The 24,070-nt window shown below is 60.7% G+C and carries 32 protein-coding genes; 2 read left to right on the plus strand and 30 right to left on the minus strand.

Features of this window, described 5'->3' with window-relative positions; translation table 11 throughout:
• Window positions 1–230: 230 nt before the first annotated feature.
• Window positions 231–941, minus strand: a complete 711-nt coding sequence (locus HX875_RS25345; RefSeq protein WP_177046805.1) for a tRNA-uridine aminocarboxypropyltransferase — start codon at window positions 939–941, stop codon at window positions 231–233.
• A gap of 206 nt (window positions 942–1,147) precedes the next feature.
• Between HX875_RS25345 and HX875_RS25350 the strand changes: the two genes are divergently transcribed.
• Both HX875_RS25350 and HX875_RS25355 read left to right on the plus strand, forming a co-directional pair.
• On the plus strand, window positions 1,148–1,588 hold the full coding sequence (locus HX875_RS25350) for a PA3611 family quorum-sensing-regulated virulence factor (RefSeq protein ID WP_177046807.1): 441 nt from the start codon (window positions 1,148–1,150) through the stop codon (window positions 1,586–1,588).
• Window positions 1,589–1,963: 375 nt separating this feature from the next.
• Complete coding sequence (locus HX875_RS25355) at window positions 1,964–3,073, plus strand: TIGR00730 family Rossman fold protein (protein ID WP_177046809.1); 1,110 nt, start codon at window positions 1,964–1,966, stop codon at window positions 3,071–3,073.
• A 232-nt stretch (window positions 3,074–3,305) separates the two neighbouring features.
• Here HX875_RS25355 and recX read toward each other — a convergent pair whose 3' ends face one another.
• From recX to HX875_RS25495, 29 genes are all read right to left on the minus strand, one after another.
• Entirely contained in the window at window positions 3,306–3,773 is a 468-nt protein-coding gene (recX, locus tag HX875_RS25360) for a recombination regulator RecX (RefSeq protein WP_177046811.1), read from the minus strand.
• Window positions 3,774–3,781: 8 nt separating this feature from the next.
• A complete protein-coding gene (gene recA, locus HX875_RS25365) occupies window positions 3,782–4,840 on the minus strand; it encodes a recombinase RecA (protein WP_003208645.1) in 1,059 nt (352 codons plus the stop codon).
• Window positions 4,841–4,923: 83 nt separating this feature from the next.
• Window positions 4,924–5,424 carry a CinA family protein gene (locus HX875_RS25370; RefSeq protein ID WP_177046812.1) on the minus strand — a complete coding sequence of 167 codons (501 nt, stop codon included), beginning with the start codon at window positions 5,422–5,424 and terminating at the stop codon, window positions 4,924–4,926.
• 71 nt (window positions 5,425–5,495) lie between these two features.
• Window positions 5,496–5,987: a lysis system i-spanin subunit Rz gene (locus HX875_RS25375; protein ID WP_177046814.1), complete on the minus strand. Its 492-nt coding sequence runs from the start codon at window positions 5,985–5,987 to the stop codon at window positions 5,496–5,498.
• Window positions 5,975–6,532: a glycoside hydrolase family 19 protein gene (locus HX875_RS25380; RefSeq protein ID WP_177046816.1), complete on the minus strand. Its 558-nt coding sequence runs from the start codon at window positions 6,530–6,532 to the stop codon at window positions 5,975–5,977. The genes HX875_RS25375 and HX875_RS25380 overlap by 13 nt, the downstream gene beginning before the upstream one ends.
• 28 nt (window positions 6,533–6,560) lie before the next feature.
• Entirely contained in the window at window positions 6,561–6,998 is a 438-nt protein-coding gene (locus tag HX875_RS25385) for a phage tail assembly chaperone (protein ID WP_177046818.1), read from the minus strand.
• Entirely contained in the window at window positions 6,998–8,113 is a 1,116-nt protein-coding gene (locus HX875_RS32890) for a hypothetical protein (protein WP_371321497.1), read from the minus strand. The genes HX875_RS25385 and HX875_RS32890 overlap by 1 nt, the downstream gene beginning before the upstream one ends.
• A gap of 11 nt (window positions 8,114–8,124) precedes the next feature.
• On the minus strand, window positions 8,125–8,724 hold the full coding sequence (locus tag HX875_RS25395) for a YmfQ family protein (RefSeq protein WP_169386173.1): 600 nt from the start codon (window positions 8,722–8,724) through the stop codon (window positions 8,125–8,127).
• Window positions 8,712–9,752 (minus strand): baseplate J/gp47 family protein, encoded by a 1,041-nt coding sequence (locus tag HX875_RS25400; protein ID WP_177046820.1) that lies wholly within the window; start codon window positions 9,750–9,752, stop codon window positions 8,712–8,714. Before HX875_RS25400 ends, HX875_RS25395 begins: the two co-directional genes overlap by 13 nt.
• Complete coding sequence (locus HX875_RS25405; RefSeq protein WP_177046822.1) at window positions 9,742–10,140, minus strand: phage GP46 family protein; 399 nt, start codon at window positions 10,138–10,140, stop codon at window positions 9,742–9,744. The genes HX875_RS25400 and HX875_RS25405 overlap by 11 nt, the downstream gene beginning before the upstream one ends.
• Entirely contained in the window at window positions 10,140–10,649 is a 510-nt protein-coding gene (locus HX875_RS25410; RefSeq protein ID WP_010170077.1) for a phage baseplate assembly protein V, read from the minus strand. The genes HX875_RS25405 and HX875_RS25410 overlap by 1 nt, the downstream gene beginning before the upstream one ends.
• Before the next feature lie 16 nt (window positions 10,650–10,665).
• Window positions 10,666–11,703 (minus strand): phage baseplate assembly protein, encoded by a 1,038-nt coding sequence (locus HX875_RS25415; RefSeq protein ID WP_177046824.1) that lies wholly within the window; start codon window positions 11,701–11,703, stop codon window positions 10,666–10,668.
• Window positions 11,704–11,706: 3 nt separating this feature from the next.
• On the minus strand, window positions 11,707–12,945 hold the full coding sequence (locus tag HX875_RS25420) for a DNA circularization protein (protein ID WP_177046826.1): 1,239 nt from the start codon (window positions 12,943–12,945) through the stop codon (window positions 11,707–11,709).
• Window positions 12,932–14,425 carry a hypothetical protein gene (locus HX875_RS25425; protein WP_177046828.1) on the minus strand — a complete coding sequence of 498 codons (1,494 nt, stop codon included), beginning with the start codon at window positions 14,423–14,425 and terminating at the stop codon, window positions 12,932–12,934. The genes HX875_RS25420 and HX875_RS25425 overlap by 14 nt, the downstream gene beginning before the upstream one ends.
• Window positions 14,425–14,550: a hypothetical protein gene (locus HX875_RS32895; RefSeq protein WP_010170085.1), complete on the minus strand. Its 126-nt coding sequence runs from the start codon at window positions 14,548–14,550 to the stop codon at window positions 14,425–14,427. The genes HX875_RS25425 and HX875_RS32895 overlap by 1 nt, the downstream gene beginning before the upstream one ends.
• Window positions 14,551–14,555: 5 nt before the next feature.
• Window positions 14,556–14,852 carry a phage tail assembly protein gene (locus HX875_RS25430; RefSeq protein WP_010170087.1) on the minus strand — a complete coding sequence of 99 codons (297 nt, stop codon included), beginning with the start codon at window positions 14,850–14,852 and terminating at the stop codon, window positions 14,556–14,558.
• A complete protein-coding gene (locus HX875_RS25435; RefSeq protein ID WP_010170089.1) occupies window positions 14,849–15,196 on the minus strand; it encodes a phage tail tube protein in 348 nt (115 codons plus the stop codon). Before HX875_RS25435 ends, HX875_RS25430 begins: the two co-directional genes overlap by 4 nt.
• Window positions 15,197–15,260: 64 nt before the next feature.
• Window positions 15,261–16,757: a phage tail sheath subtilisin-like domain-containing protein gene (locus HX875_RS25440; protein WP_177046830.1), complete on the minus strand. Its 1,497-nt coding sequence runs from the start codon at window positions 16,755–16,757 to the stop codon at window positions 15,261–15,263.
• On the minus strand, window positions 16,757–16,939 hold the full coding sequence (locus tag HX875_RS25445; protein WP_177046832.1) for a DUF2635 domain-containing protein: 183 nt from the start codon (window positions 16,937–16,939) through the stop codon (window positions 16,757–16,759). Before HX875_RS25445 ends, HX875_RS25440 begins: the two co-directional genes overlap by 1 nt.
• Window positions 16,936–17,520 (minus strand): phage tail terminator protein, encoded by a 585-nt coding sequence (locus HX875_RS25450; protein ID WP_177046834.1) that lies wholly within the window; start codon window positions 17,518–17,520, stop codon window positions 16,936–16,938. The genes HX875_RS25445 and HX875_RS25450 overlap by 4 nt, the downstream gene beginning before the upstream one ends.
• A gap of 57 nt (window positions 17,521–17,577) precedes the next feature.
• The gene (locus HX875_RS25455; protein ID WP_177046836.1) at window positions 17,578–18,588 is read right to left on the minus strand and encodes a contractile injection system protein, VgrG/Pvc8 family; all 1,011 of its coding nucleotides are present in this window, start codon (window positions 18,586–18,588) and stop codon (window positions 17,578–17,580) included.
• A 9-nt stretch (window positions 18,589–18,597) separates the two neighbouring features.
• Window positions 18,598–18,810, minus strand: a complete 213-nt coding sequence (locus HX875_RS25460; protein WP_177046838.1) for a tail protein X — start codon at window positions 18,808–18,810, stop codon at window positions 18,598–18,600.
• Window positions 18,803–19,186 (minus strand): phage tail protein, encoded by a 384-nt coding sequence (locus HX875_RS25465; RefSeq protein WP_177046840.1) that lies wholly within the window; start codon window positions 19,184–19,186, stop codon window positions 18,803–18,805. The genes HX875_RS25460 and HX875_RS25465 overlap by 8 nt, the downstream gene beginning before the upstream one ends.
• Window positions 19,186–20,610, minus strand: coding sequence for a tail tape measure protein (locus tag HX875_RS25470; protein ID WP_177046842.1), 1,425 nt, complete (start codon window positions 20,608–20,610; stop codon window positions 19,186–19,188). The genes HX875_RS25465 and HX875_RS25470 overlap by 1 nt, the downstream gene beginning before the upstream one ends.
• Window positions 20,611–20,738: 128 nt before the next feature.
• Window positions 20,739–21,320 carry a phage tail assembly protein gene (locus HX875_RS25475; RefSeq protein WP_177046844.1) on the minus strand — a complete coding sequence of 194 codons (582 nt, stop codon included), beginning with the start codon at window positions 21,318–21,320 and terminating at the stop codon, window positions 20,739–20,741.
• A 166-nt stretch (window positions 21,321–21,486) separates the two neighbouring features.
• Complete coding sequence (locus HX875_RS25480) at window positions 21,487–21,993, minus strand: phage major tail tube protein (protein WP_177046846.1); 507 nt, start codon at window positions 21,991–21,993, stop codon at window positions 21,487–21,489.
• On the minus strand, window positions 21,993–23,159 hold the full coding sequence (locus tag HX875_RS25485; protein ID WP_010170109.1) for a tail protein: 1,167 nt from the start codon (window positions 23,157–23,159) through the stop codon (window positions 21,993–21,995). Before HX875_RS25485 ends, HX875_RS25480 begins: the two co-directional genes overlap by 1 nt.
• A gap of 2 nt (window positions 23,160–23,161) precedes the next feature.
• Entirely contained in the window at window positions 23,162–23,335 is a 174-nt protein-coding gene (locus tag HX875_RS25490; RefSeq protein WP_177046848.1) for a hypothetical protein, read from the minus strand.
• A 99-nt stretch (window positions 23,336–23,434) separates the two neighbouring features.
• The gene (locus HX875_RS25495; RefSeq protein ID WP_177046850.1) at window positions 23,435–24,070 is read right to left on the minus strand and encodes a hypothetical protein; all 636 of its coding nucleotides are present in this window, start codon (window positions 24,068–24,070) and stop codon (window positions 23,435–23,437) included.

The raw sequence follows: 24,070 nt of genomic DNA on the forward strand, positions 1-24,070 counted from the left end.
GGGGGCACTGATGGGTTCAGTGCTCGCCAACGCGCAAGGTGGCTGCCAGGCAAGCAGTCACCAAAGGGCGCGCTCAACGTCAAAACACGACGTATCCAATCTGTGACAGCGCCCCAATCGGCGCCAAGCATGCCCAGCGCAGCCTGGGTGGTCAAGCGCTACGCCCGCGGCCATTTTAGCGGGCTGCAGGTTTGTGCGGCCATCATGCAAAGGTCGGCTGGCCATGACCCCTATAGATAAGGTGCAAGGCGAGTATGGACGATGTCGGCCGGGTCCAGCGCCAACTGAAATTTAGCGGCCAGGTAATGGGTGCTGAACACGTCCAGATAGGCGTCCAGCACTTCGCTGGCCGCCTGATCGTCAGCGAGCTCCAGGCACAGGGCCGCGACTTCGGCGGTGCAGAAATGATCATCACGCTTGGAGCGGCGCAGCTTGTAGCGCGACAGCTGCTCCGGGGCCAGGCTCAGCACCGGCAAGTGCTCCAGGTAGGGGCTCTTGCGGAACATCTTGCGTGCTTCACTCCAGGTACCGTCCAGCAGAATGAACAGCGGGCGCTTGCCCTCCTCCAGCCGGACCTGATTGACCACCCGCTCCGGCGCGACGAATTCGCCGGGAAACACGATGTAAGGCTGCCATTGCGGGTCGGCCAGCAAGGTCAGCAACTCCGGTTCAACCTCAGTTCGTGACCAGGGGAACGCGGTGGTGTCGTTGATCACATCGGCAATCAGCCAGCCGGTGTTGCTGGGCTTCATCGGTTCTACGTCATGCATCAGCAGGCACATGGCGGATTTGGCCTGGACCTTGGGCCGCCAGGCACACAGGCAATACTCGGGAATTACCCGACAACCTGGGCAGCGCTCGGCGCGTGAACCCCGTGCCACAAAAGGCTTTACGGCGCGGGCCAGGCGCTGGGTGCGCAAACGGGAGACGGCATGGCTCATCGGGTGCGCCGCAGGAAAGTGGAAATCGACACGAATAGAACTCGGCAAGGCAAAAGTTGCCGCAGTTTACCAGAGGCGCCTGCGCCCACCTGCACTTCCCGGCAATACACTGGCCGTAGTGGCAAGCCCTCACCTATAATCCCGCGCCACTGAACGCATAGCGCAGTGGCTGGTCTATGCACCAGTAACCGAATCAGGAGAGTTTCATGCTGCGTCTTATGTCGCGTGTTGTAGTTCCGTCCGTCGCCCTGGCGCTGGTCTTGCCTCTGGGCGCCCAAGCGGCCTCGCTGCTGGAGGCTCAACTGAACAGGAAGCTGCAAAGCGTCGCAGAGGAAAGCAACAAGGACCTGCCCCGGGAAATCGACGACAAGACCCTGGAAGTGGCCTACACCGTCGAAGGTTTGCAACTGATCGATCATCTCAGCGTACAGCCTGATCGCGCCGAGCAAATGCGCGCCAATCCCAAGGCTGTGTATTTCCAGCTGGGGCAAAGCGTGTGCCTGAACAAGGGCTATCGCGAGCTGATGGCCAAGGGCGCGATCATGCGTTACGAGATTACCGAGAACAAAACCAACCGCCCAGTGGCCTCAGTGAAATTCCAGGAAGCGGATTGCCCGGCTCCGGCTGCGGCGAAGAAGAAAAAGTAAGCGATGCCTCCTTTCGCGCGCCGCTGACCAGCGGCGCGCAAAATGCCCCTCTGAACCATCCGCCCTTGCCCGCTCGCGGCAGCGTCTAAACTCCCTCACAAGTGATCAATAAGCGGTTGCCAGCCAAGACTTTATAGGCTCATGATCAATTCATCCCGAAAGCCTGAAACAGCGGGTTTTCACACCGTTTTGTAACATTTTCAGGGCAAAAGAGGGTTGCCCTCCTGTGCGTGCAGTGCAAAGGTTTTTAAACATAAGGAACATACAGAACCGGTTTCGCCCACCTCGTTAATCAGAGGCAACGACACATGCAGTGTCGTGGTCCCGACGAATTTCTCGCCGGCACCCAGGGTTCTGTGAAGAAGGAGAAGTTGAATGCCTTACGAACCGAATGAACTCCTGATCCGCCAATTTCAAGAAAACGGCACCGACCTCACGCAGCAGGTCGACGCGCAACTCCACCTGATTGCGCCCAACAGCCCGAATATTCCCCTTTATCGCGACATGATCTTCACCGTATTGCGCATGGCCCAGGACGACCGCAGCCGCTGGAACGCCAAGATCACCCTGCAAGCAATCCGCGAACTGGACCACGCCTTCCGCGTGCTCGAACAGTTCAAGGGGCGACGCAAAGTCACGGTGTTCGGCTCGGCGCGCACGCCGGTGGAAAGCCCGCTGTACGCATTGGCCCGGGAAGTGGGCGCGGTGCTGGCACGCTCGGACCTGATGGTGATCACCGGCGGTGGCGGCGGCATCATGGCGGCGGCCCACGAAGGTGCCGGCCTGCAACACAGCCTGGGGTTCAACATCACCCTGCCCTTTGAACAGCATGCCAACCCGACCATCGATGGCACCGAGAACCTGCTGTCCTTCCACTTCTTCTTTACCCGCAAGCTGTTCTTCGTCAAGGAAGCCGACGCCTTGATCTTGTGTCCGGGCGGTTTTGGCACCCTGGATGAAGCGCTGGAAGTGTTGACCCTGATCCAGACCGGCAAAAGCCCGCTGGTTCCGGTGGTGCTGCTGGATGCACCCGGCGGCAGCTTCTGGCAAGGCGCCCTGGACTTTATCCGCAGCCAGCTGGAGGCCAATCGCTACATCCTGCCCACCGACCTCAAGCTGGTACGCCTGGTGTACAGCGCTGAAGAGGCAGTAGAGGAGATCAATCAGTTCTATGCCAACTTCCACTCCACTCGCTGGCTCAAGCGCCAGTTTGTGATTCGCATGCATCATCCGTTGAGTGACCGTGCACTGGCTCACCTGCAAGAAGCGTTTGCCAGCCTGCGACTGAGTGGCGACTTCCAACAAATCGCCTACACCGGTGAAGAGCATGATGAGCCAAGCTTCAGCCATCTGACGCGGCTGGTGTTCAACTTCAACGGGCGCGATCAGGGACGGTTGCGTGAGTTGGTGGATTACATCAACTTGCCGGAGAACTGGGCCCAGGCCCAGGGAAAAACGCAGCAGCGGGTGACGGAGACGGCGTGATCTGCCCCTGAAACGCAAAAAGGCCCGCTATTTTCATAGCGGGCCTTTTTGTTTTAACTGTGCCTGAACAAGCCACACACATTTAGTGTGGGAGCTGTCGAGCCTTGGCGAGGCTGCGATGCAGGCGCTGCGGGCTCTCAGGTACACCGAGGCGATCCCATCGCAGCCTCGCCAAGGCTCGACAGCTCCCACATATGATCTCTATATGGCCTGGACCAAGCGCTCAGTTGGCTTAGTCATACAGATCCTTACCGCTCAACAAGCGGCTGATCATCTCCATCGAAAAACCGCGATAACTCAGGAAGCGACCTTGCTTCGCCCGCTCCCGCGCATCAATCGGCAGATGACCGGCAAACTTGCGCCGCCAGGTATCTTCCAATTGCGCCTGCCAGTTGATGCCCGACTCACGCAAAGCGAGTTCGATATCAGCACGTTGCAGGCCGCGCTGGCTCAGCTCTTCACGAATTCGCGCAGGGCCATAGCCGGATCGGGCTCGGTAGGAGACAAAACTTTCGAGGTAACGGGATTCCGACAGCAGTCCTTCTTCCGTCAAACGGTCAAGGGCTGCGTCGATCATCTCGGGATCTGCGCCGCGCTGACGCAGCTTACGCGTCAGCTCGACTCGACCGTGCTCGCGCCGTGCGAGCAGGTCCATTGCAGTGCGCCTTACGGCGACGGGTGTATCGAGGACAACACTCATCGTTTGCTTCAGATGTCAGTGTCGACTTCTTCCACTTCTTCAACCGGCTCGCGGTTTGCGGCAGCCTTGACGTCAGGTGCCGGGGTCAGCAGCTTGTCGCGGATCTGCTTCTCGAGCGTAGCGGCAACATCCGGGTTATCCGCAAGGAACTTGGCCGAGTTGGCCTTGCCCTGGCCGATCTTGCTGCCGTTGTAGGCATACCAGGCACCGGACTTCTCAACGAAACCGTGCAGCACGCCCAAGTCGATCATCTCGCCGTTCAGGTAGATACCCTTGCCGTAGAGAATCTGGAACTCGGCCTGACGGAACGGCGGAGCCACCTTGTTCTTCACGACTTTAACGCGGGTTTCGCTACCCACAACCTCGTCACCTTCCTTCACCGCGCCGGTACGGCGGATGTCCAGACGGACCGAAGCGTAGAACTTCAGCGCGTTACCACCGGTGGTGGTTTCCGGGCTGCCGAACATCACGCCGATCTTCATCCGGATCTGGTTGATGAAGATCACCAGGCAGTTGGCGTTCTTGATGTTACCGGTGATTTTACGCAGGGCCTGGGACATCAGGCGGGCTTGCAGGCCCACGTGCATGTCGCCCATTTCGCCTTCGATTTCAGCCTTGGGTACCAGGGCTGCCACGGAGTCGACCACGATCACGTCGATGGCATTGGAGCGCACCAGCATGTCAGTGATTTCCAGCGCTTGCTCACCGGTGTCCGGTTGCGAAACCAGCAGGTCGTCAACGTTGACGCCCAGCTTGCCGGCGTATTCAGGATCCAGGGCGTGCTCGGCATCGACGAACGCACAGGTAGCGCCCATTTTTTGTGCCTGGGCAATCACCGACAGGGTCAGGGTGGTTTTACCGGAAGATTCAGGACCGTAGATTTCAACGATACGGCCTTTTGGCAGGCCGCCAATGCCGAGCGCGATGTCCAGACCCAGAGAGCCAGTGGAAATAGCCGGGATCGCCTGACGGTCGTGATCGCCCATACGCATTACGGCACCCTTGCCGAATTGACGTTCGATCTGACCCAGGGCCGCAGCCAAGGCTTTCTTCTTGTTGTCGTCCATTAAAGTCCTCACGTAATCAATAAGGCCTGGCGGCCAACACCTGTATAAGTAGACAGTATTGTTCCACAAAGATCCGTGATCGCCTACCCCTGATTTTCTATTTCTGCTGCAGCTCGTCGCAACAAGCCCTCTAGCGCGGCCTTTACCGTTTGTCGGCGGACTTCATCGCGGTTGCCGGGGAAGTGTTCGAGCTCGGCGCTGACCTCATCGCCAACCCCAAAGGCCAGCCATACGGTGCCCACCGGCTTGTCCGGCGAACCGCCATCGGGGCCGGCCACGCCGCTGACCGCCACGGCAAAACGCGCCAGGCTTTTCTCCTGGGCGCCGCGGACCATGGCTTCCACCACTTCGCGGCTGACGGCCCCGACTTTCGGGAACAGGGCTTCCGGCACATTCAACTGCCGGGTCTTCTGGCGATTGGAATACGTGACGTACCCGGCCTCGAACCAGGCCGAACTCCCGGGAATCCGCGTGATCGCCTCGGCGATACCGCCGCCGGTACAGGACTCGGCTGTGGTGACGTGGGCATTCAGAACCTGCAAGCGTCGGCCAAGTTCAGCGGCGAGTTGAGTAATTTCCTTCACGGTCGTCTCCTGGGATGGGCGGGCGTTTGCCTACCCTACAGGAGCCCATGGGCCATGCAAGTTACAAGAGACTAACGCGCGACGGCTCGGACATACGCCTGGCAGGCACGCAAAGCAATCATTGCGTTATCGCCGTCGTCGGTGATGGCGATAATTCGTTGAGCATGCGCCGGGTCAAGTCGGGCTCGCGGGGCTGCATGAACCAGGCTGCCGGGGGCGGCGGTGGCTGGCATTGCGCAGCGGTTGGCGGGGTCGCTGGCGTCGAGAAGGACTGACAACCGCACATCAGCAGTGGCCAGGCGATCCCGCAGGTGAGCCTGATCACGTTGTGCATCGGAAAGCTCCCGGGCGTGTTGTTGGTCGCTGGCACTGAGTTGTTGCTCCAGTGCCAGCCGTTTGTCCTGTTCGGCCTGTTGTTGCTGGCTTTGCGCTTCGGCGTACATAGCCCCGAGTCGCTCCAGTTGCGTGCCGTACCGCCAAGCCTGTACCTGCCATGCAACTGCCGCCGAAACCGCCAACAACAGCAAAAAGCCAAGCAGCCGGTACGACGTCAGGAAGCCCATAGCACCGCCTTTGCCCGCGCCCACAACTGCAGACGGTTATCCAGCCCATTAAGGCCGCCATTGATGCGCCGGGTGATGGTGGTGAACTGGTCGTTGTCGGCCAGCTCGTTCAAGCCATTGCTCTGCCAAAACCACGCGGCGGATTCGCACGCCCATTGCGGCTGCTCCAGCAACTCCGGTTGCTGCAACAGACGCTCATCACCGAACAACGCCTGGCTGCACGCCTGGTAGTTGCGCCGTCCGGTGATCTGGATCAGGCCACGGCCACGATACTTCTGGCCGTCGCCATCGGCTTCGGGTGTGTTGCCCAGGCGGGCTGCCTGGGTGCCGGTGTCGTATTTGCTGAGGTATTGATCGCTGCCCAATTCACGTACGTAACGCAGTTCGCCGGATTCGTGGCCAATTTGGGCGAGGAAGGCGGCGATGCGTTTGGGGGTGGTGATCTGGTAAAGCGTAATAGCCTCATTTAAAGAAGCTAAAAAAATGCCCGCTCTAAGGCGGGCTCCAGGCATTACTTGGATAAGCTGAGGGAGTGTTATCAGCATCGTTTTTTACTCTCACACGCCCAGACATTTACTGAGCAACAGCGACCAACCAAGGCAATCCAGCGGGCCGTTTGGCTATCGAGGGGAAGCTCTCAGCCTGGGGCCAGTCACGCAATGCTTGAGTGTATTTGAGCAACTCTTTGAACTGCTCAGCAGAAAGCGTGGTTTTCAATCCCATGTCCAACTGATCACGATGACGATCGCGCACCCAACTGATGCGCTGAATTTCCGAATCACGCCACATGCGCTCATTTGCCTGGACTTCAGCATCGGAAATGACGGGGTCAATGTGCTCCTGGCACCGCTCACCCGAATCAATCAATAAACGCACTGCGCGATAAACTTCCGGTGTTTCTGCTTCAGTCACATGGTAGGGATAGCCGTCCAAGGTGACTAAGTAACTACCGTCTTTTTTAAGATAGATGTCCTCTATGTTGTACTGCTCGGGACGTTGTTCGTTATCCATTACTGAATCCTCCATGCAAAACCGACGCTATTTCCGTTACCCACTGCGGTGCCTCCAGCGACCACGCCGCTGCTGCCCCCAAGTGCCTGACCATTGCCGTTGTAATTGGCACAGAAATAGGCCCAAGTTCCGCCGGCCGGGATCGCACCGCCCAACGAAATCCATTGCCCAGCTACTGGTTTTAAAAAGCTGGAAGCTGACAGCGCATCGGTAATCCCGTAACCCGCCAGCGTAGTAGCCACGTTCGCTTTACGCGTAGGGTCAAAATTCCCGGAAGTCCAAGCTGTCTGTGATCCCCACATGAGTTCGCCCGCAGAGTTCATAGCTAAAGACCTGGCAATCAGCCCCGCCCAGTGGAATAGGATTCGCGGTGCATAGTCAAAACCGGTCTGGCTATTACTGACTTCCTGCGCCTCACGAATTTCCAACGCACCACCAACACCATTGCCAAGTTCTCCCAAGACTTGCGCGGATAAGATAGGTCGTTGACGGCTGGTGCCCCCAACCACTAATGCATCAGTAATTCCATATCCCGCCAGCGATGTTGCTTTATCTGCTTTGGCTGCCGGATTGAAATTCCCGTCATGCCACAGCATACGCCATGCTCCACTGCCATCTTCAGCAAGCTTGCGCATACCAAACCACTCCCCCGTAACGCCTGAAAGGAGATCAAAGCCATACTTTCGATCGGGGTACTTTATATGCAAGCCAGCGCCATAACTCACCGCAACAGGTTTATCGGTCGTGGCGTCGCCGGCTGCGATGAACTGATTAGCAGGAAGATCAGATACCTTGCCCTGGACAATAGAAGCAACAGAAAGAAGACCGCCCGCCCCCGCTGGCATTGCATCGGTGATTCCATACCCCGCCAACGTCGTCGGCTTATTCTTCAACTTCAACCAATCACTCAAAACGCTAAGCGCCTGCGCCAACTGATCGGTCTTCGCCTCATCCGGAACAATCCCCGCCGCCGCCAGCACATTCAAAATCTCCTGCGTAACCCCATTCCCCCACGCCGCCGGAATCAAACTCCCCGGCGTCCCCGTCACCGGGTTTTCATCCACAAACTTGCCATTCACCAGCCCAACGCTGGGCACACTCTTTGGATAATCCACGCTTCTACCCTCTAGTCATAATTGATGTGCACCTGCGTATGAGCAGGTGCGCTGCGATGAATCAGGCACTCCAGGGCATTCCCCGGGTTGACGCCAAACCGCTCCCCCCAATAACTCGCCCCAAACCGTCGGCCCAGGTGCTGGCGTCCACCGGTGTTGAGGGTCCACATGAAGTGCGCCTGCCAGGTGCCGAAATGCGCGGCGCCGAAGCGCGAGCGGCCCATGCGCGGGGCGCGATGCTCAGTGACACTGGCGTCCGGATAGCCCTGGCTGCGGGCGATTTCGATGTAGTACGCGGCGCGCTGGCTGCCCACCGCCAACAGGCGTCGACGCACTGCCAGGCGACGGTCGTCGTACAGCGGACTCAAGCCCAGGCAAGGGTCGGGCAGTTGCATCACCCTTTCCCACTCGGGCACCAGTTCGCTGACCGTCACCGGGTCCATTTCGTTTTGCAGGTCGCAGGCCCGGGCGTCGATGCGCGTGAGTTCTTCGGCGATGCCTTTGAGCACCGTCTCCAACTGCGGCACCGTCTCCAGATCCCAGGCCGGACCGCTGGGCAACAAGGCGATCAGTTGTTCTTGATACTGGCCAGCGGTCCTTACTCCAGCCATGTGATACCTCCGAACACCAGCAACTGATTCGTCGCTGCCGTAACGTCCGCCAGCGGGCTTGTCAGTGTGTGATCGGTCTCACCGGTCGCAGTGCTGATGGCTTCGGCGATATGGGTCAGCAACAAGGTCTCACCCAGCCCCGCCTCACGGTTGTGCAAGTCCCGCAGTTGCGCCTCGACCGCCGCACGCACGGCGCTGGTGTCGGGTGTCAGCCGCAGCTGATAAGCCACCGGCTTCATCACGGGCGCCAACACATACACATCAGCCGTCACCGGCCGCAGCGGTTCGATATGGGCTTGCACCTGCGCCAACTGCGCTGCATTCGGGATCGGTTGCGGGTCGTCATCACGCATCACGAACACCCCCACCGTCCCCGGCCCGAGGTAATTTCCGCGACACCACGCTCGGGTAATCCCGGGCACTTCGAGTGACCATGTCTCGTAATCCTGCGCCGAACCGCCCTGGGGAATAACCCGGTAGGAACGAATCACCCGCGCCCGCAGCGACTCCAATGTTTCTCGCGCCACACCGCCGGTCAGCCCCGGCGCCAGCACGGTAAAGGTCGAGCCAATGCCTTGCAGCGGCTGCACCGCGATCAGGCTCAACCCAGCATCAGCGTTGCCCAGAGTGCCGGCATCAATCGCCTGCACCGTGGTGGTGTTGAGGCCGGCGTGGGTCGTGCCGGCAGCAGTGACTTTGAAGCTGCGCCCATCACTGGCTTGCAGCACCGTGTCCACATCCAGCACCGCGCCCGCCGCGGCGGTAAAACTCACGCTGCCAGTGGCCGCCACCGCAGCCTTGCGCGCCTGGTTCAAGCGCAACGCGGCAATGCGCTCCAGGGTGGATTCATCAGCGGTATCCGGCAGGATCTGCTCAGCGATCCAATCGAGATAACCGTACAGGCCGAACGCCGCACCACTCAGGGTACGCGCCAGAACCTGGGCATCGGACTGGCGCAGCGAATCGCTGGCCAGGTCGCTTTGGGTGCGTTTGATCAGCACCGGCAGCGAAGGGGTTTCAAACGGCATAGATCACCTGCCAACTGTTATCAGGGTTGATGTCCAGGCGCTCGCCGTCGGCCAGGGTCAGCTGCGTGCGCAGGCTGAGGCGCTGGGCGTCGAGGCGTTCACTGAGGACTTCGATGGCGCTGCAATGCCCGTCGTGGATCAGCCATTGCAGGGCTTCGCGGGCATAGAATTCGGCGTCCAGTTGCGTCTGGCGGGTCAGCTTGACCCGGCGCAGCAGCCACAGCCTTGAGCCGATACGGTCGTCGGCCACGCTGGGAAAACTGTCGCCCCACCAGCCGAAGCGCTCGTCATCGTCAACGGCATCGTCCGGCGCGGCACGGCGCCAGGTGAACAGGCTGATCATCACCGAACGGGTCAGGGCATTTTTCAGGTTGTCGGAGACAAACATCACTGGCCTCCCGCCGGCGCGCCGGTCTGGCCATTGCCCGGCTGTACGCCCACATGCACGTGCCGGATCTGGCTGATACCGCCGGCAATCTGGTCGCCCTGGGAGATGATCTTGCCGCTCTGGGTCAGGGTCGGCGTATCAATGTTCACGGCACTGCTGGCGCGGATGTTCAGGGTGGCGGTTTCAATGTCGATCACCCGCCCGCGCTTGAAGTGAACCTTGTCGCCTTCGTCGGTGTAGATCGCCACTTCACCCGGTGCCAGGGACTGCAACCGATAGCGCCGGTCAGCCACCACCAACACGATGGCATGGGAACGGTCGCCGCCCAGAAATGTGGCGATGCCTTCAGCACCGGCCAACGGGTTGCTGGTGAAACCGTAGGGTTCGAAGTGCTCCATGTCGTCGTTCACTTCGCCTGCGGTCAGGCGCATTTGCAGCGATTGCAGCTTGGTGGCCGAGTGGGCGAGCACGACAGTGCCGCGCGCCAGCAGGCGAGTCAGTAGGCTCATGGAAATTCCTTGGGGGTTAAGCAGAGGGCAACGGATTGGCATCAAAGGTGGACGGCGGCGCCACCTGCAGGGTGGTGATCGAACCTTGCTCGGAAAGCGAATAAGTAATCCTGGAGATCAGCAAGTCCTGGTCGAAACCCAGCACCGGATCGATCACTCGCACCAACAGGTTGTGGCGCCACAGATCGCCGTTGGACTGCCGCCAGCCTTGCACGGTGTAGGTGGTGGTCAGGGCTTTGCCAGTGCGGGTGGAGCGCTCCCAGTCGGCGCGTTGCTGGGCCAACTCAGGCGTCAACTGCGTCGGTTCGCTGATCACCGTGACGCGTTTTCGCGTGGCTTTTTCATCCCGGGAAATGCCTGAAACCTCACTCACCGCCGTCGCGCTTTTCTGATCATCGCCCTTGTGCTGGCCGATGACCCGGTACTCGGAAAACACCGAGCCAAAGTCCCTCGGAGCATTCGCCGAAAGGATGTTCTTGCCCAGCTCCAGGCTGTCATTTGCGCGCCCGGCACTGCCGGGCAATGCCAACACCAGGCGTCCGTCTGCATCGTCGGTGGAGAACACCCGATACAACGTCAGCAAGCGGTCGATGGATTGAAATACCGTCTCACCGGGCACGATGCTGTGGGTATGCAAACGCGTGGTCTCGGCAATCTCGCTGAGCACCTCGACGCCATAGGTAGCCGTCAGTGCACGCACGATGCTCAGCACACTTTGCCCACGCCACTGACCGGGCTGGTTGATCGCGGCGCAGTCCACCAGGTCCTGGGTCAGCGAACCGCCCTCGATACTCAGGCTGATCTGTTTGCCGTCATAGCTGACCGGCACCTTGAACACAAAGCCGGTGAGCACCAGGTCGCAACCGATCCGTACCTGGCAGCGGGCACCCGGTTTGATGGGAACCGCCAGGGTTTGCCCGGGCCATTGCCAGGTGATGTTGAGGGTGAAGGTGCGAAACTGGCGTTCCAGGTCGGCGCTGATTTCGACGCTTTTCCAGCCGCCATAGTCCAGGCCGTCAACGGTCAGGGTGACGGCATTGTCCAGATCGTTCATGGGTTACTCCCTGACCACTTGCAGGTCGGCAGGCGGCAGGAAGCCCGGATGCGCCACCCGATTGCGCTGCACCACCTCGCCCACTCGCGTCGCATCACCAAAGCGCTGATAAGCCAACACCAGGGCCGGCATGCTGCGCATCGGCGTCAGGTTGACCAGCCGTACACCAGACGAAGCCACCGCCGTCAGATGCGTAAACATCTGTTGGCGCAAGTCGTTCAGTGCAACGTAGTGCCCGACGTCGGCCTTCAATGCGGACTGCCACATGGCTTCGTTCAGAAGGTCACGCAGCACCAGCACATCGTCAGCCACCGGCACTTCACGGCGCTGCACCGGCTGTGCCGCCTGTTGCGCCAGGGACGGCGTAGTGCTGAGGGTCACCGCTTTGGTCGCCACCGGTACATCCGCCAGCCAATGGGCGATCTTCACCCACAACGCATCCTGTACCAGATTGGCGGTGGCCTGCACGGAGGCCACGCTGTCCTTGCCAGTGGTCAGCTTTGGCACGTCGATATTCCGAGCCGCTTCCACCTGCTGCGAGAGGTCGGCCAACATGCCGCGATAACCCGTGCGGGCAAACGCCTTCAGCTCCTTCACATCGCCGAGCAAGCCCTTGAACTCGGCGCTCAATTCCTTGGGCACTTCCTTGATGGCTTTGACCAAGGCATTCAGGTCGCCATACAACTGAATCAGTGGGGCAAACTGCTGCTCAATCACCTGGTAAACCTCTGCCAGGCCATTGCGCAACGCCTGGATGCCCACCCGCGCCTGCTTCACCAGCGCGACGGCCTGCTCAAAACGCAGTACTGCCGAACCCAGCAAACTGTCGGCCGACACCAGCAACAACTGGCGGGTATTGACCGCTGCCGTGGGAAACTTCAAGGGTTCGTCGGGATAGAACTTCAGGGCAAATGTCACCAGCCCGCCGTCCTGACGGGTCTGGGTCATCTCGCATTCGCCGACCTTGACCTGCAACCGTCCAAGCCAAGGGTGCACCAGCTCACCGGCGCCCTCCTCCAGGGCCTTGAGCAGCTTGTCGCGTTGTTCCAGGCAATCCTCGCCCACCACAAACGCCGTCAGCTCATGCACCCTGGATTGCTGGCCGAGCCCTTCAAAGAACGGCAGGTCGCGCTGAGGGTATTCGTGCAACTGGCCCTTCTTGCCGACCGGGACTTTTGCCTGGTCGACCCAAAACCCGACGCCACGAAACGACGCCGGCAACAAACGATCACGCCAGCTCATTGGAGCCTCCAAGGGACAGGGAACGGTAGCCGACACGCGGGGTGACACTCAGGCCGGGTTGGTTGGTGCTGGGTTGGTCGACCCGCAGGCCGGCCGGAGCATTGTCGAAACTCACCCGCAGGTCGCCATTGAGCTGGGTGCGGTTGTTGGCGGCGGTTTGTTGCAGCAGCGAACTGGAGCTGGACGCCAGCGGCGAAATCAACTCAGGCCCCTTGCGAAACCAGGATGGATTACGCGCGCTTTCGGCATTGCGCGCCTGCTGCTCAGTGGTCAACTCCACCACACTGCCGGTAGCCCGGTTGATCGCTTCACCCAGCCCACCATCAAACAGCTTGCGAATCGGCGCGGTGATCACCGCAAGCTTCTCCGACAACTCGGTGAACCAACTCAGTACCGGTGCCCACAGGGCTTCGAGCTGTTCCATCGGATGCCAGTCGTCGAACAGGCCACTCAACACCACAAAGGCATCCTGGGCCTGCAACTTGATATCGCTCCAGATCGAGGCAAATGCACCGGTTACGGTGCCCCAGACGGCAGAGATCTTGTCCAGGGGTGACCAGTCAAAGTAACTGCTGACGACGGTGAAGGCCGCCAGCGCGGTGAGCTTGAAGTCACTCCAGATCGCCGCAAACACCCCGCTGATCACGCCCCAGTTGGCAATGATTTGCCCCAAGGGTGACCAACTGAACAGGCTCTTCATGAACTCGACCACCGGCACGCTGAGCGCCTTGAGCAAGTCCCAAAGCGCGGCAAAAAAACCAGTGATCGGCCCCCACAGGCGCATCAGTTGTTCCAGCGGACGAAACGCAAAGACCGTCTGAAAAAACTCGCCCAGGGTTCCAATCGCCGACATCACGCGCTCGCCAAGCCCGACAAAAAACGCCGATATCGGCTTCCAGTTGGCGACGATCAATCCCGCGGCCACCGCAATGCCGACGGCAACCAGCACAATCGGATTGGCGCTGAGCACCAGTTGCATCAAGCCGAGTGCCTGAGACACGCCGGTGACGGCCGCCTGTATCGCGGTAAACGCCACCGCGCCGGCAGCCAGGCCCTGCACCAGTTGCGGATTTTCAGTGAGCACCTGGGCCACCGACGCCAGCAACGGCTCCAGCCCGACCACCACCGCCGTGACGGCCGGCAACAGTGCGGTACCGAAAGCCACCGAGACCTTGTCCAGCGACGCGTTGAAATCCTTCATCCCCTGCGCCGCCGCTTCGGTAACGCCCTGCCCCACGGCGGCACTCACCCCGCCGACCTCAGCCTTGAACGCCAATGCCGATTTGATACCGCTGACAAACGGCGCCGCCAGCCCGCCGCCCTTCACCAAACCAGCGATGTCCAGCTTGCCGAGGCCGGTCTGCTCCAGGTTCTGCCGGAAGCGCCCGACGGTGGCCTGCAACGCAGCAAGCTTGGGCGACAGCTGGTCGATGCCGGTCAGGCGCACGGCGGTACTTTCTACTTTCTGAGCTTCTGCCATCACTGCACCTGCTGCATCGCATTGATCCGTTGCGCATGCTCCAGGGATTCCCGGAGCGTATCCAAAGGCCTGGCCAGCATCTGTTCAGGGTCAACCTTCCAGAACCAGGCCAGGTCATAGGCCACCGCAATCAGCTCGGCGACGGTGCCTGCGCCGCACTCATGAAAAAACCGGCGACGGCCCAGCTCAGCGCGTTGAAGTCCACCAGGTCGAGTTGGTTGACCGACGACGGCGGAATACCCGCGCACACCGCGATGTACTTGGCGGCCACGTCGAGATCCAGACTCACGTCTTCGCCCTTGTCGATCTTGTACGGCAGCGCCTTGATCGCCCGCACTTCCTGCACCGTCGGGCGGCGCAGGGTGAGTTCGGCCAGTGGCTCGCCGTGGGCCTCGATGGCCACTTGCAGCTTCACCGTATCGCTCATTGCCAGGTCCCCTTGATGCCTTCGAATTTCAGCTCGATCACGGCATCGTCGCCCTTGGCCACCGGTTCTTCCACCAGGTAGGCACCGGCCAGCACGTAGACTTTGCCGTTGTTGAATTCGCAGGTGACGGTCATGTCGGTGCCCGCGATCAGCTGCTTGAGCGGAAAGTCCGGCGTGTGCAGTGCGGTGACTTTGAAGGACGGGGTGATGTCGGTTTCCTTATAGAAACCCGGCACCACAGTTTCCCGTTTGACGGCCATCAACGGTGCTTCGCAGCCGCCGTTGATGGTCAGTTGAGCGCCGTCCACTTTGACGTAGCAGGTGCCCGCAATCAGTTGACCCATGATGTTTCTCCCAAAAATAAGCCCGCACGCGGCGGGCTGGAATCAGTTGCGAAAAGCGCGGGGGTTACACCGCCGCGTCGTACTGCAAACGGAACTGGTTGAGCAGCGCAAACACCCGCAGCCCATTGACGTAATCGGGCGGGAACAGCACGTTGACCCGGCTTGGGTCCTGGCTGTCACGCTCGACAATCAGGTGCTCGGCGAACAGTTCGGCGTTCTCCACATGGCCTTCCAGTTCCAGCTTGGCGTACTGGGCGATCAGCTCACCGCGAATAGTGCTCGGGGTCACGATCGGCTGGCCGGCGCCAAAGCGCGTGCCGTCAGCCGCGAGTTTGTGGCGCCCGTACTTGCTGGTGATCACGCTTTGCAGGCGGCGCACGATAAAGGCCGACTGGTGCAGGGTTTCGCTGTCCAGGTAGGAGTTGTCCGCCTGGCCGAAGGCGTTCTTCTGGTAGGTGGTGATCGCCCGCTGAATGCGCACGTAGCCGCCTTCGTAGTAAGCCGTGGCGATGCCGTAGTTGAGCAGCGATTGGCGCTCGGTCAGGGTGAAGCGCTCGCTGGCGTCGGCCGGGTCGAGGCCTGGCAGGCTGCCGCTTTGGGTCGGACGGCTGGCATCGGCGGAGATAAACACCGCGGTGCGCGCGGCCAATGCAGCGGCCTGAACCCAGAACGGTTGCGGCACGCCCGGCTCCATGGCCTGGATGGTCACGTGCTGGTCGTTACGCCCTTGCCCGGCCGCCACCAGAGTGCCGATGGTGCCGCGCTTTGCGGTATAGACGTGGCCGAACAGTTGCTTGGCCCACGACCAGCGACCGCTGTTGTCATCCATCACCGCTTGCCAGGCGTTGAGGCTGGTGGTGTCGGCCCAGGGCATGCAGATGAATTCAAACGGCTCGTCGCCCAGTGCCGCCAGCGCTGCGAGTTGGTCCGGTACACCGGCGCCCGCCGCCATTTTGCCGATCACGGCGGTCAGGCCGTCGGGAATTTGCTCGCCGCTGCTCTGGCCCAAACGGTTGAGCTGCAGGCTGATGTCGTTACCACTCTCACCGGTCCATTTGGCGGTCAGGGTGACAGTGCCATCGGCGGCTACCGCACTCACCGGCAGGTCGGCGCTGGCGTTGATTTTCAGCGCCAGGGCGGTGGCGGCAACGGCCGCCGTGGCGCCATTGATCACGGTCGCTTGAACCCGGGTGCCGCCGACGTACAGGCTGAGAATGCCGCCCTGGTTCGCGGTGCCGGTCAGCTTGAGATCCGCCTTGGCGGCACTGCCTTCGGTGCTGTGCAGCGGCAGGCACCAGATCTCGCCCACCGGGTCACTCTTGCGGAACGTCTCGTACATCGACGCCAGCATCGAACCCTGGCCACCGATGCGCTTGGCCATGGCCGCGCTCGACACCAGCACCAGGCTGCCGATTTCCGGGCTGGTGACGTTGTCGTTGACCTGGGCCACGATCAGCCGGCGCAAGGCCGACGACGCGCTATTGGCCGCCGAATTGTCCATCTCGGCGTAGAACAGCGGCACACGAATGTCCGCCGGAATATGACTGAATCCAATCGCCATTATTTGGCTCCCTGTAGTTTTGCCGCCTTGACGGCTTTGGTGGTGATGTCGCCATCGGCCAGACGTCGACGCCACCAGGCGTTGTCCGGGACTTCGCGACCTTCGGCCGGCAGCAGATCGCCCGCCTCCGGGTCAGGTACGGCACGGCCGGAAACCGGCAGTACGGTGATGCGTTTGCTCATGGTTTTACCTCGGCAGAAAAGGTCATTTCCAGGCGCCCGTCGGGGCCTGGGCGTTGCAGATTGGGGTCGGCCGGGTCGATGGCATCGACCCGCACCGTCACCCCGGTGAAGGACGGCAAAGCGTCCAGCTCAAGCTCGGGCCAGGTTTCGGCTGGCTGTGTGCTGAGGTTGCGTCCCAGTTGGAACTCGGCGAAAAAGCGCAGCCGGTACAGCCCGCGGGTTTTCGTCAACAGCAGCCAGTCGCCGCCTTCGTACTGGATGGGTTCGTAGAAACGCTCGGGCCTGAAACCCACCAGGGCACGCCAGACTTCGGCGCGCAGGGCGTGGAGTTGGTCCATCGCCATGGCTTGTTGGCCGTCCGCCAGATCGAGTACCAGCACCACGCCGAAATGCTCGCGCAGGGTTTGTCGGGTGGTGTTTTGTGAGCTGTTGGCAGCGGCTTCGTCGGCGATCGGCGTGATGACCGCAGCAGGTGCGTCAGGCAGGGTTTGCAGGGCATCGAGATCAAGGCCGGCATGGATCTGTTGGTTGAAGCCTTGGCAGTGATCACGCAGGTGATTCAGTAACGGGGTGATCTTCATGGGTTCACCGGGCAATAAAAAACCCGCTCGGGAGCGGGTTTGGTTGAGGGGGCGCGGCTAGACAGACAACCCGCCAGCAACAATCGAACTTCGATACCCCGTCGCCGGGTCGCCAACGTGAGTCACCTTGCTGATCGACCAACGTCCCTGCATGTACGACGGCCAGGTTTCATCCAGCAGCAGCAAGCCTTCGGCGGATAGCAACGGGTTGCCGGGGCAATCGATCAGCAACTGCAAATCTTCACGGCCAACACGGCGCAGCTCACCTTCGGCCACGGCACGCGCTTCCGCTTCGTTCTGGCAGCGTTGGCGCAAGGTTTTGAACGGGGCATTGCCGACCTGAACCACGCGCTGCTTGCCCGCCGGCGCATCCCACCAGGCGACGCGGCTACCCTCGTATTTCGCCCGGGATTTCTCATCGAGCCTGGCGGTGATAAAGGCCTGGTCACCGGGGCGATTGTCAGCCGTGATGGATAATTTCACTTCCGGCAGTTGCTGGAGGGACAGCGATTTGACCTGACCACTTTCAGCCAGCACATACAGCTCGTTGATCGGCTTGCTGACCGCGCAGTAACGCTTGGCGAGGCGTGTGATAAAGGCCATGTCGCTTTCGTTGGACTGGTCGATATGGGGAATCGCGATCCCTTCCAAAGACGGCGCCACACGGGGTGAATAACCGTGACGACCCACCAGTTGGCGAAACAACGTCCCCAAGGTCGTCGGCCCATAACTGGCAGATCGGCGCTGACGGTAGCCTGTTTGGTCGACCACGCTGAAGGGCGCCGCCGTGGCGACGATCATCAGGCGCATGGGGAACAGCACCGGGGTTCGCTGGGTGACGACGAACTCGCCTTTTTCCACCAGCCCCGACTCCTGGTACCCGACTCGCAAGCCGATTTTTCCACTGAGACTCGGCAGGCCTTCCAGGCCCTCGATATTGAGGGTCAGTTCAAGTCGGTCGGACTCAATGCCCGCCGCGTCGGTGTGGCTCCAGTGCATCAGGCGTTGATTGAGCAGCGCCGCATTGGCGCCGTAAAACTCCACGATCGGGGTAAATCCCTGGGCCATGCTGCCTCCTTAATCCCAAGCCGAAACGGGGCGCACGGCCGTTGGCCGCGACTCCAGTTCGGGCACACTTACCCACACACCGGCTGGCAACACCGGGCCGTACTCTGCGAGGCCGGGGTTCTGGCGCCAAAGGGTTTCTTCAGCTGCGTCATCGCATCGTCCTAGCTCGCGATAGAGCAACAGGTTGACCGAATCACCGGCAATACTTCGGGCTCTACGCATTGACGAATTCCTCCAGTTCCAGGGTCCAGGTCATGACCATGGCGGTGCCGTCATCGATCACATTGCCCTGGGTTTCCACGACAGTATTAATCCGCCACAGGCCCCAGTTGCGCCCGACACCATCGACCAGGGGCAACGGCACCCGCGCATTTTGCAGCGCGCGCAGTTCGTCGAGGCGCTGCATGCCGACGGCGTACATGGCCGTGCCGCTGAACGTGAGTTTTTCCAGTTTCTGACCGTTTTGTCGCGACTGGGGCTTGCTGGCAATAATCATCAGGTCACTCCAGCCGCCGTCGCTGTTACGCACCAGCGAGGAATAGGTAAAGCCCCGGGACAGGCCAAAGATGAAATCGCCGAGTACCATTTGTTGTCGCATCAATCACCTCCTGGATCGGCCAGTGCTGCGTTGCGCCGGATACCCAGCGTGTCAGTGACCATCGGCATGCATTGGAATTGCAGGGCCTGAATCACCTGGTTGACGACTTGCTGAGCGTCAGCGGGGTTGACGCCGGTGATCTGGATACTCGGGGCAATCGTGACCTGGACATTGTCCGTGCGGGCACTGTTGAGTTCCTTGCTCACCGCATTGGGTGCGGGCAAGCGATCACTTGGACCGAACAGTTTTTCACCGAGCCAGGCACCCGCCTCACTGCCAAGCAAACCACCGATTGCACCACCGAGAGCAGTGCCGACACCGGGGAAAATCAGGGTGCCGATAGCGGCGCCGGCGGAAGCTCCTGCCCAGGCACCGCCCGCGGTGCTGAGGCCGGAGGCAACAGCTTTTGCATCGCCATTGCGTACGCCCTGGACCACATCCATGGCGGTGTCGACGTACTTCAACGGCCCGAGACGGCGGGTGCCTGCCGATTCCAGCTTGGCAAACGCTCCTGACAAACTCGCGGCGAGATCTTTGCTCGAACCGCGCGCCATAGGCCGATTTGCCGGCGGCGCCGCGTAGGAGGCAAACGAATTGCCAGAGAGACTGGTCGACGCCTGAGCCGCCTGTTTGACCGAGACCGGAGCAAGCGGCTGGCCCATTGCATTGAGCGGGGGCGTGGCATTGGCCGAGGGAGGAAGACGTTGCGGCTTGAGCTCCGCCAACTTGCCATCGATGGCTTCAGCCGGTCCACGTGGAACCGCTTGTCCTGGTTTGGGAAGCTTGACGCGCCGCCTCTTCATATTCCCGGGGGTGCGAACCTTGTCTTTATTCCGGACTGTCTCTCCAACGCTTTCGGGTAGCTGTGCAGCCGCCGTTTCAAGTAGGCCGGCGGTACCAGGGCAACATTGCTTGTCGCCGCCTTTGCCCTTGTCTTTATCAAGCCCCCCGTCCTTGAACAGTTTCCCGACTCCGGGAATCTTGCCGAGGCTCACATCGACCAGATTGCCCATCACCCGGGTCTTGGCCGTATCAACGAAGCTCGAAACCAAATCCTTCCCGAGATCCGCCCCTGCCTTGAGGCCCTTGTCCACCCAGGAATCGGTCGTCGGTGCGGGTTCTTTCTGTTCGCTTTTCGGTGCATGAGAGGCGGTATCCGCCGTCTTGCCCGCCAGAGAATCGCCGTTAATGAACAACGTGCCGTTGAGCGTTTCCAGGGTCTCGCGCAGCCGCACCTGCTCCAGGGCCAAGCCGTTGATTTCCAGGCTGGCGCTGGCCAGTGCCAGGCTAAGGTCCGTCAGCGCGGCGGGCACCGCATCAAGGGAAGAAGACCCAGTCAAATCGTGTGCCGCCGGTGAAACGTCGCCCGAAAGCCCCAGGTCATACGTCTGCCCGGCAAACGCCAGCGCATAGTTAATGTGCATCCCGCTCTACTCCTGTTTGACGCCAAGGCGAGTGATCGCGATGTCGTAGCGGCGTAATGCTTTTCCGACTTCCCAGTCCAGGATTTCCGCTTCGTTTACCGAGTAAACCAGCGGCACGACGTCGAGGATTACGTCGATGTCGCGCTCCGAAAGAAGGCCGCCGGTTGATTTAAAAAATCGTCGATGCGCTCCTGCAGTTCGGTCCAGTCGGGCACGGTGAGGTCCGCCAGGTCGGGGATCATCAGACCGGAGCAATGGGCGGTGATGAACTCGGCGCGCTCTTTGGCCGTGGTGAGTTTTTTCATCACTTTGGTGGCGCGCAGGGCCGGCATTTCCAGGGTCACTGCAGTCAGGGTGCGGCCGGCGGCGTTGAGCGGCAGCAGCAGTTTCACCTGCTCGGTGGTGGCCGAATCGCTGGGCTCGCGGGCTGCGTCCAGGAAGAACGAGGCCGGACGGGTCGACATGTCATGCACGTACTGGGCGATGGTCACGTAGTCCGGGCGCTTGAGCTGGTCGAGCTCTTTTTCCGACAGGCCGGTGGCGAGTTTCGCCAGTTCAAAAAACTGGTCATCCTCGTCATCACCGGCCCGGACCAGCGCGTCTTTTTGCGCGGCGTAGTACAGCGGCTTGAGTTGCACCTGCTCGATTGTCGCGCCGGTGTCGGCGGTGATCGGGGACAGCAGGATGTGCAGCGGAGGCATCCAGGCCATGAGTCAATTCCTTGGTCAAACGTTGTTGAAAAGCACCGCACCTCTCGGGGCCAGCGCGATCACTGTGGGAGCCGGGCTTGCCCGCGATGGCATCGCCTCGGTGCAATGGATACACCGAGTCGCCTGCATCGCAGGCAAGCCAGCTCCTACAGAAATCGCAAGGGGCTTACGGCATCAGCACCGCGCGGCGGGCATCACCGAGGATGTCGACGCCGTTGAGCACGAATTTCTGGGTGCGCACGTCGATGTCGATCACCGGGATGCCGTTTTCCAGGCGGTTGTAGGTGCGGCAGGAGAACTCCAGGGTGATGGTGGGTTTATCGCCCATCTTCACCGGTGCCTCGGTCAGCGTTTTCAGCTTGCCGCCGATGGTGTGATAGGTGAAGTAAGTCTTGCCGTCCTGGTCCTGACCGGCTTCGCGCACGTTCAGCAAAATGTCGTCGCCCAGGCGCACGCCCAGGGCAAGCATGATTTCCGGACCCGCGCCTTGCAGCTCCAGTGTGGCGTTGAGCACTTTGGCGCTCTTGGCCATTTCCTCGGCGATGAAGCGCCCGCCGGTCATGAGTTCCATATCGAAGTCAATCTTCGGCGGGGTGAAGGAATTGACGGTAGCCGACAACGGCAAGCCCTGAAGGGTGGCCGCAATGGCCTGTCTTACACGGTTGGTAAACATTAGAGAACGTCCTCCAGGAACTGCTCGATGATTTCATCGCGGGCGTTGAGTTGATAAATCATGTGTTCGTTCGGCGCGTAGCGGCCGTAGTCGATGACGATGAACCAGGTGCCGTTCTTGTACTTCTCGACACTGTTCAATTCCGGGTGCAGGTACACGCTGCCGCCGGGGATGGTCTCGTCGGCCACCAGGGTTTGCAGCCAGTCGTTGATGCGCTTCACCTCCTGGTCCATGAACGACTTGGTGAGGTTCTTGGCCATGGCTTTCTGGCCGGCCTTGACCAGCTTGCGGCTGATCGCATCTTCAAGGCCCACGTAGCTGATGAACTTGCCGGTGATGGAACGGTTACCCAGCAGCGAGAAACCGCCGAGGATGGTGCGGGCGTAGTAGCTCACGCCGTAGCGGTTGAGCAGGTCGCCTTCGGTGGAGGTGTCGAGGATGTTGTACTCAACCACGCGGGAAACGTCTTCGGCGAAGGTCACCTGATTGCCCGGGCTTTCCCACTGCTTGACCTTGGCCAGTGCCGCGATGGCAAGGGACGATGGCGCCAGGAACACGTTTTTCTTCGCGGCCTTGGAGTACACCGACGGCATGTTGTGCACCAGCAGGCAACGGTCGAAACCGAGATCGGCGCCGCCCAGTTCGCCGCTGTAGGTCACCTGGTCGGCGACGGTTGCGTCCTTGCCATCCAGCACCACACGGGCCTTGATGCGCTTGCCAAAGGAAGCGAATTCGCCGGCCACGGCCTTGGTGCCGGTGAAGCCAGGGGCGCCGATGATGGTCAGGTCTTCGGGGACGCTGGCCAGGGCGGCGAGGCCCAGTTTGCGCCCGGTTACCGGCTCTTCACCGCCGATTACGTTATTGAGGGTATCGGCCGGGGTGGTGCCCTCGTCGACGATCACCACGTAGACCGGCACCTTGACCACTTTGAGGATCTGGTACACGGCGTGGAACAGCGTGCCGGTCTCGGCGCCGGTGGGATCCAGCAGCGCCTGGGTGGTGAAGCTGTTGATGCGGAACGGGGCGTTTTTCGGGATCGACGCATGGGCGTTGGGGGCAGTGCCCACCAGGCCGATGACGTTATCGCCCAGGCCACCCATGGCCTCGGGGGATTCGGTGGCGTTCACGGTGATGCCGTTGTGTTCGAAGTTCAAAACCTCAGCCATGATCAGTCAGCCTTCTTCGGGGTGGAGTTGAGGACGCTGGTCAGTTCCAGGCGGCCAGCGGTGCGCAGGGCGGATGCTTCGACGTCCAGCAGGTCGAGTTCCTCGCCGGCGGTAGACCAGTGGCCGTTGCCGGTGGGGAATGGAATGAGGACGGTGTAGGTTTGGCGATTGGCCATAGGTGGATCTCCAGGCGAAAAAAAAACCGCCAAGGCGGTTTTGTGTGACTGTCACGAGAATGGAACATGGGGCCGTTAGGCGATCTGCTAACGCTCTTTTTAAGGAAGTGCTAGTTGTGGTAATTCAGAAACGAGATCTTGCGGACTGAACACCTCGCGCGTCTCCTGCTCGACGGCATCAAACTGCTCATAGCAGTAAGCCCAGCACAGCGACCGCCAGGAACGGAAGGCCTGGCCCTGAGCCTGAAAGCGCGGTACTGCCGGCTCATCGGCATAGCTAATCGCATTCTTGATATCGTCATATCCTGCGGACTTGGCCGTCTGATCCAGAAACGCCCGAACTACCGCAACACACTCAAGCTTGCGCTGTTCCCACGTCAATTCGGGCGGTTCCAAAATAATGGGGCGATTACCATCGGCCCCGATCACTTTGCCAGAGGCTTGAGCTGCGAAAAGTGCTTGGTACTCTTCAAGACTGACTTCCCGCAGCTCTCCTGCGAGCGGCAGGCAGCAGTCCGGATTTGCCACTTCAATCAAGGGTGGTTCTGCCGTGACATCTGCAATGCCAACGGTAGGCCGTTGCGCTTCAGGGGCGTTGGGATCAACTTCCCAAGCGGGATCCGGAATGTTGACCATAGGCCTTTCCCACGTCGGATCGGGGATCCGAAGTGTCCGCTCGCCATGGGCTCGGGTATCGTAAAAACCTAATGTTTGGGCATGAAAGAAAATCGTCAT

The organism is Pseudomonas yamanorum (assembly GCF_013386765.1).
GTDB classification, from domain to species: domain Bacteria; phylum Pseudomonadota; class Gammaproteobacteria; order Pseudomonadales; family Pseudomonadaceae; genus Aquipseudomonas; species Aquipseudomonas yamanorum_A.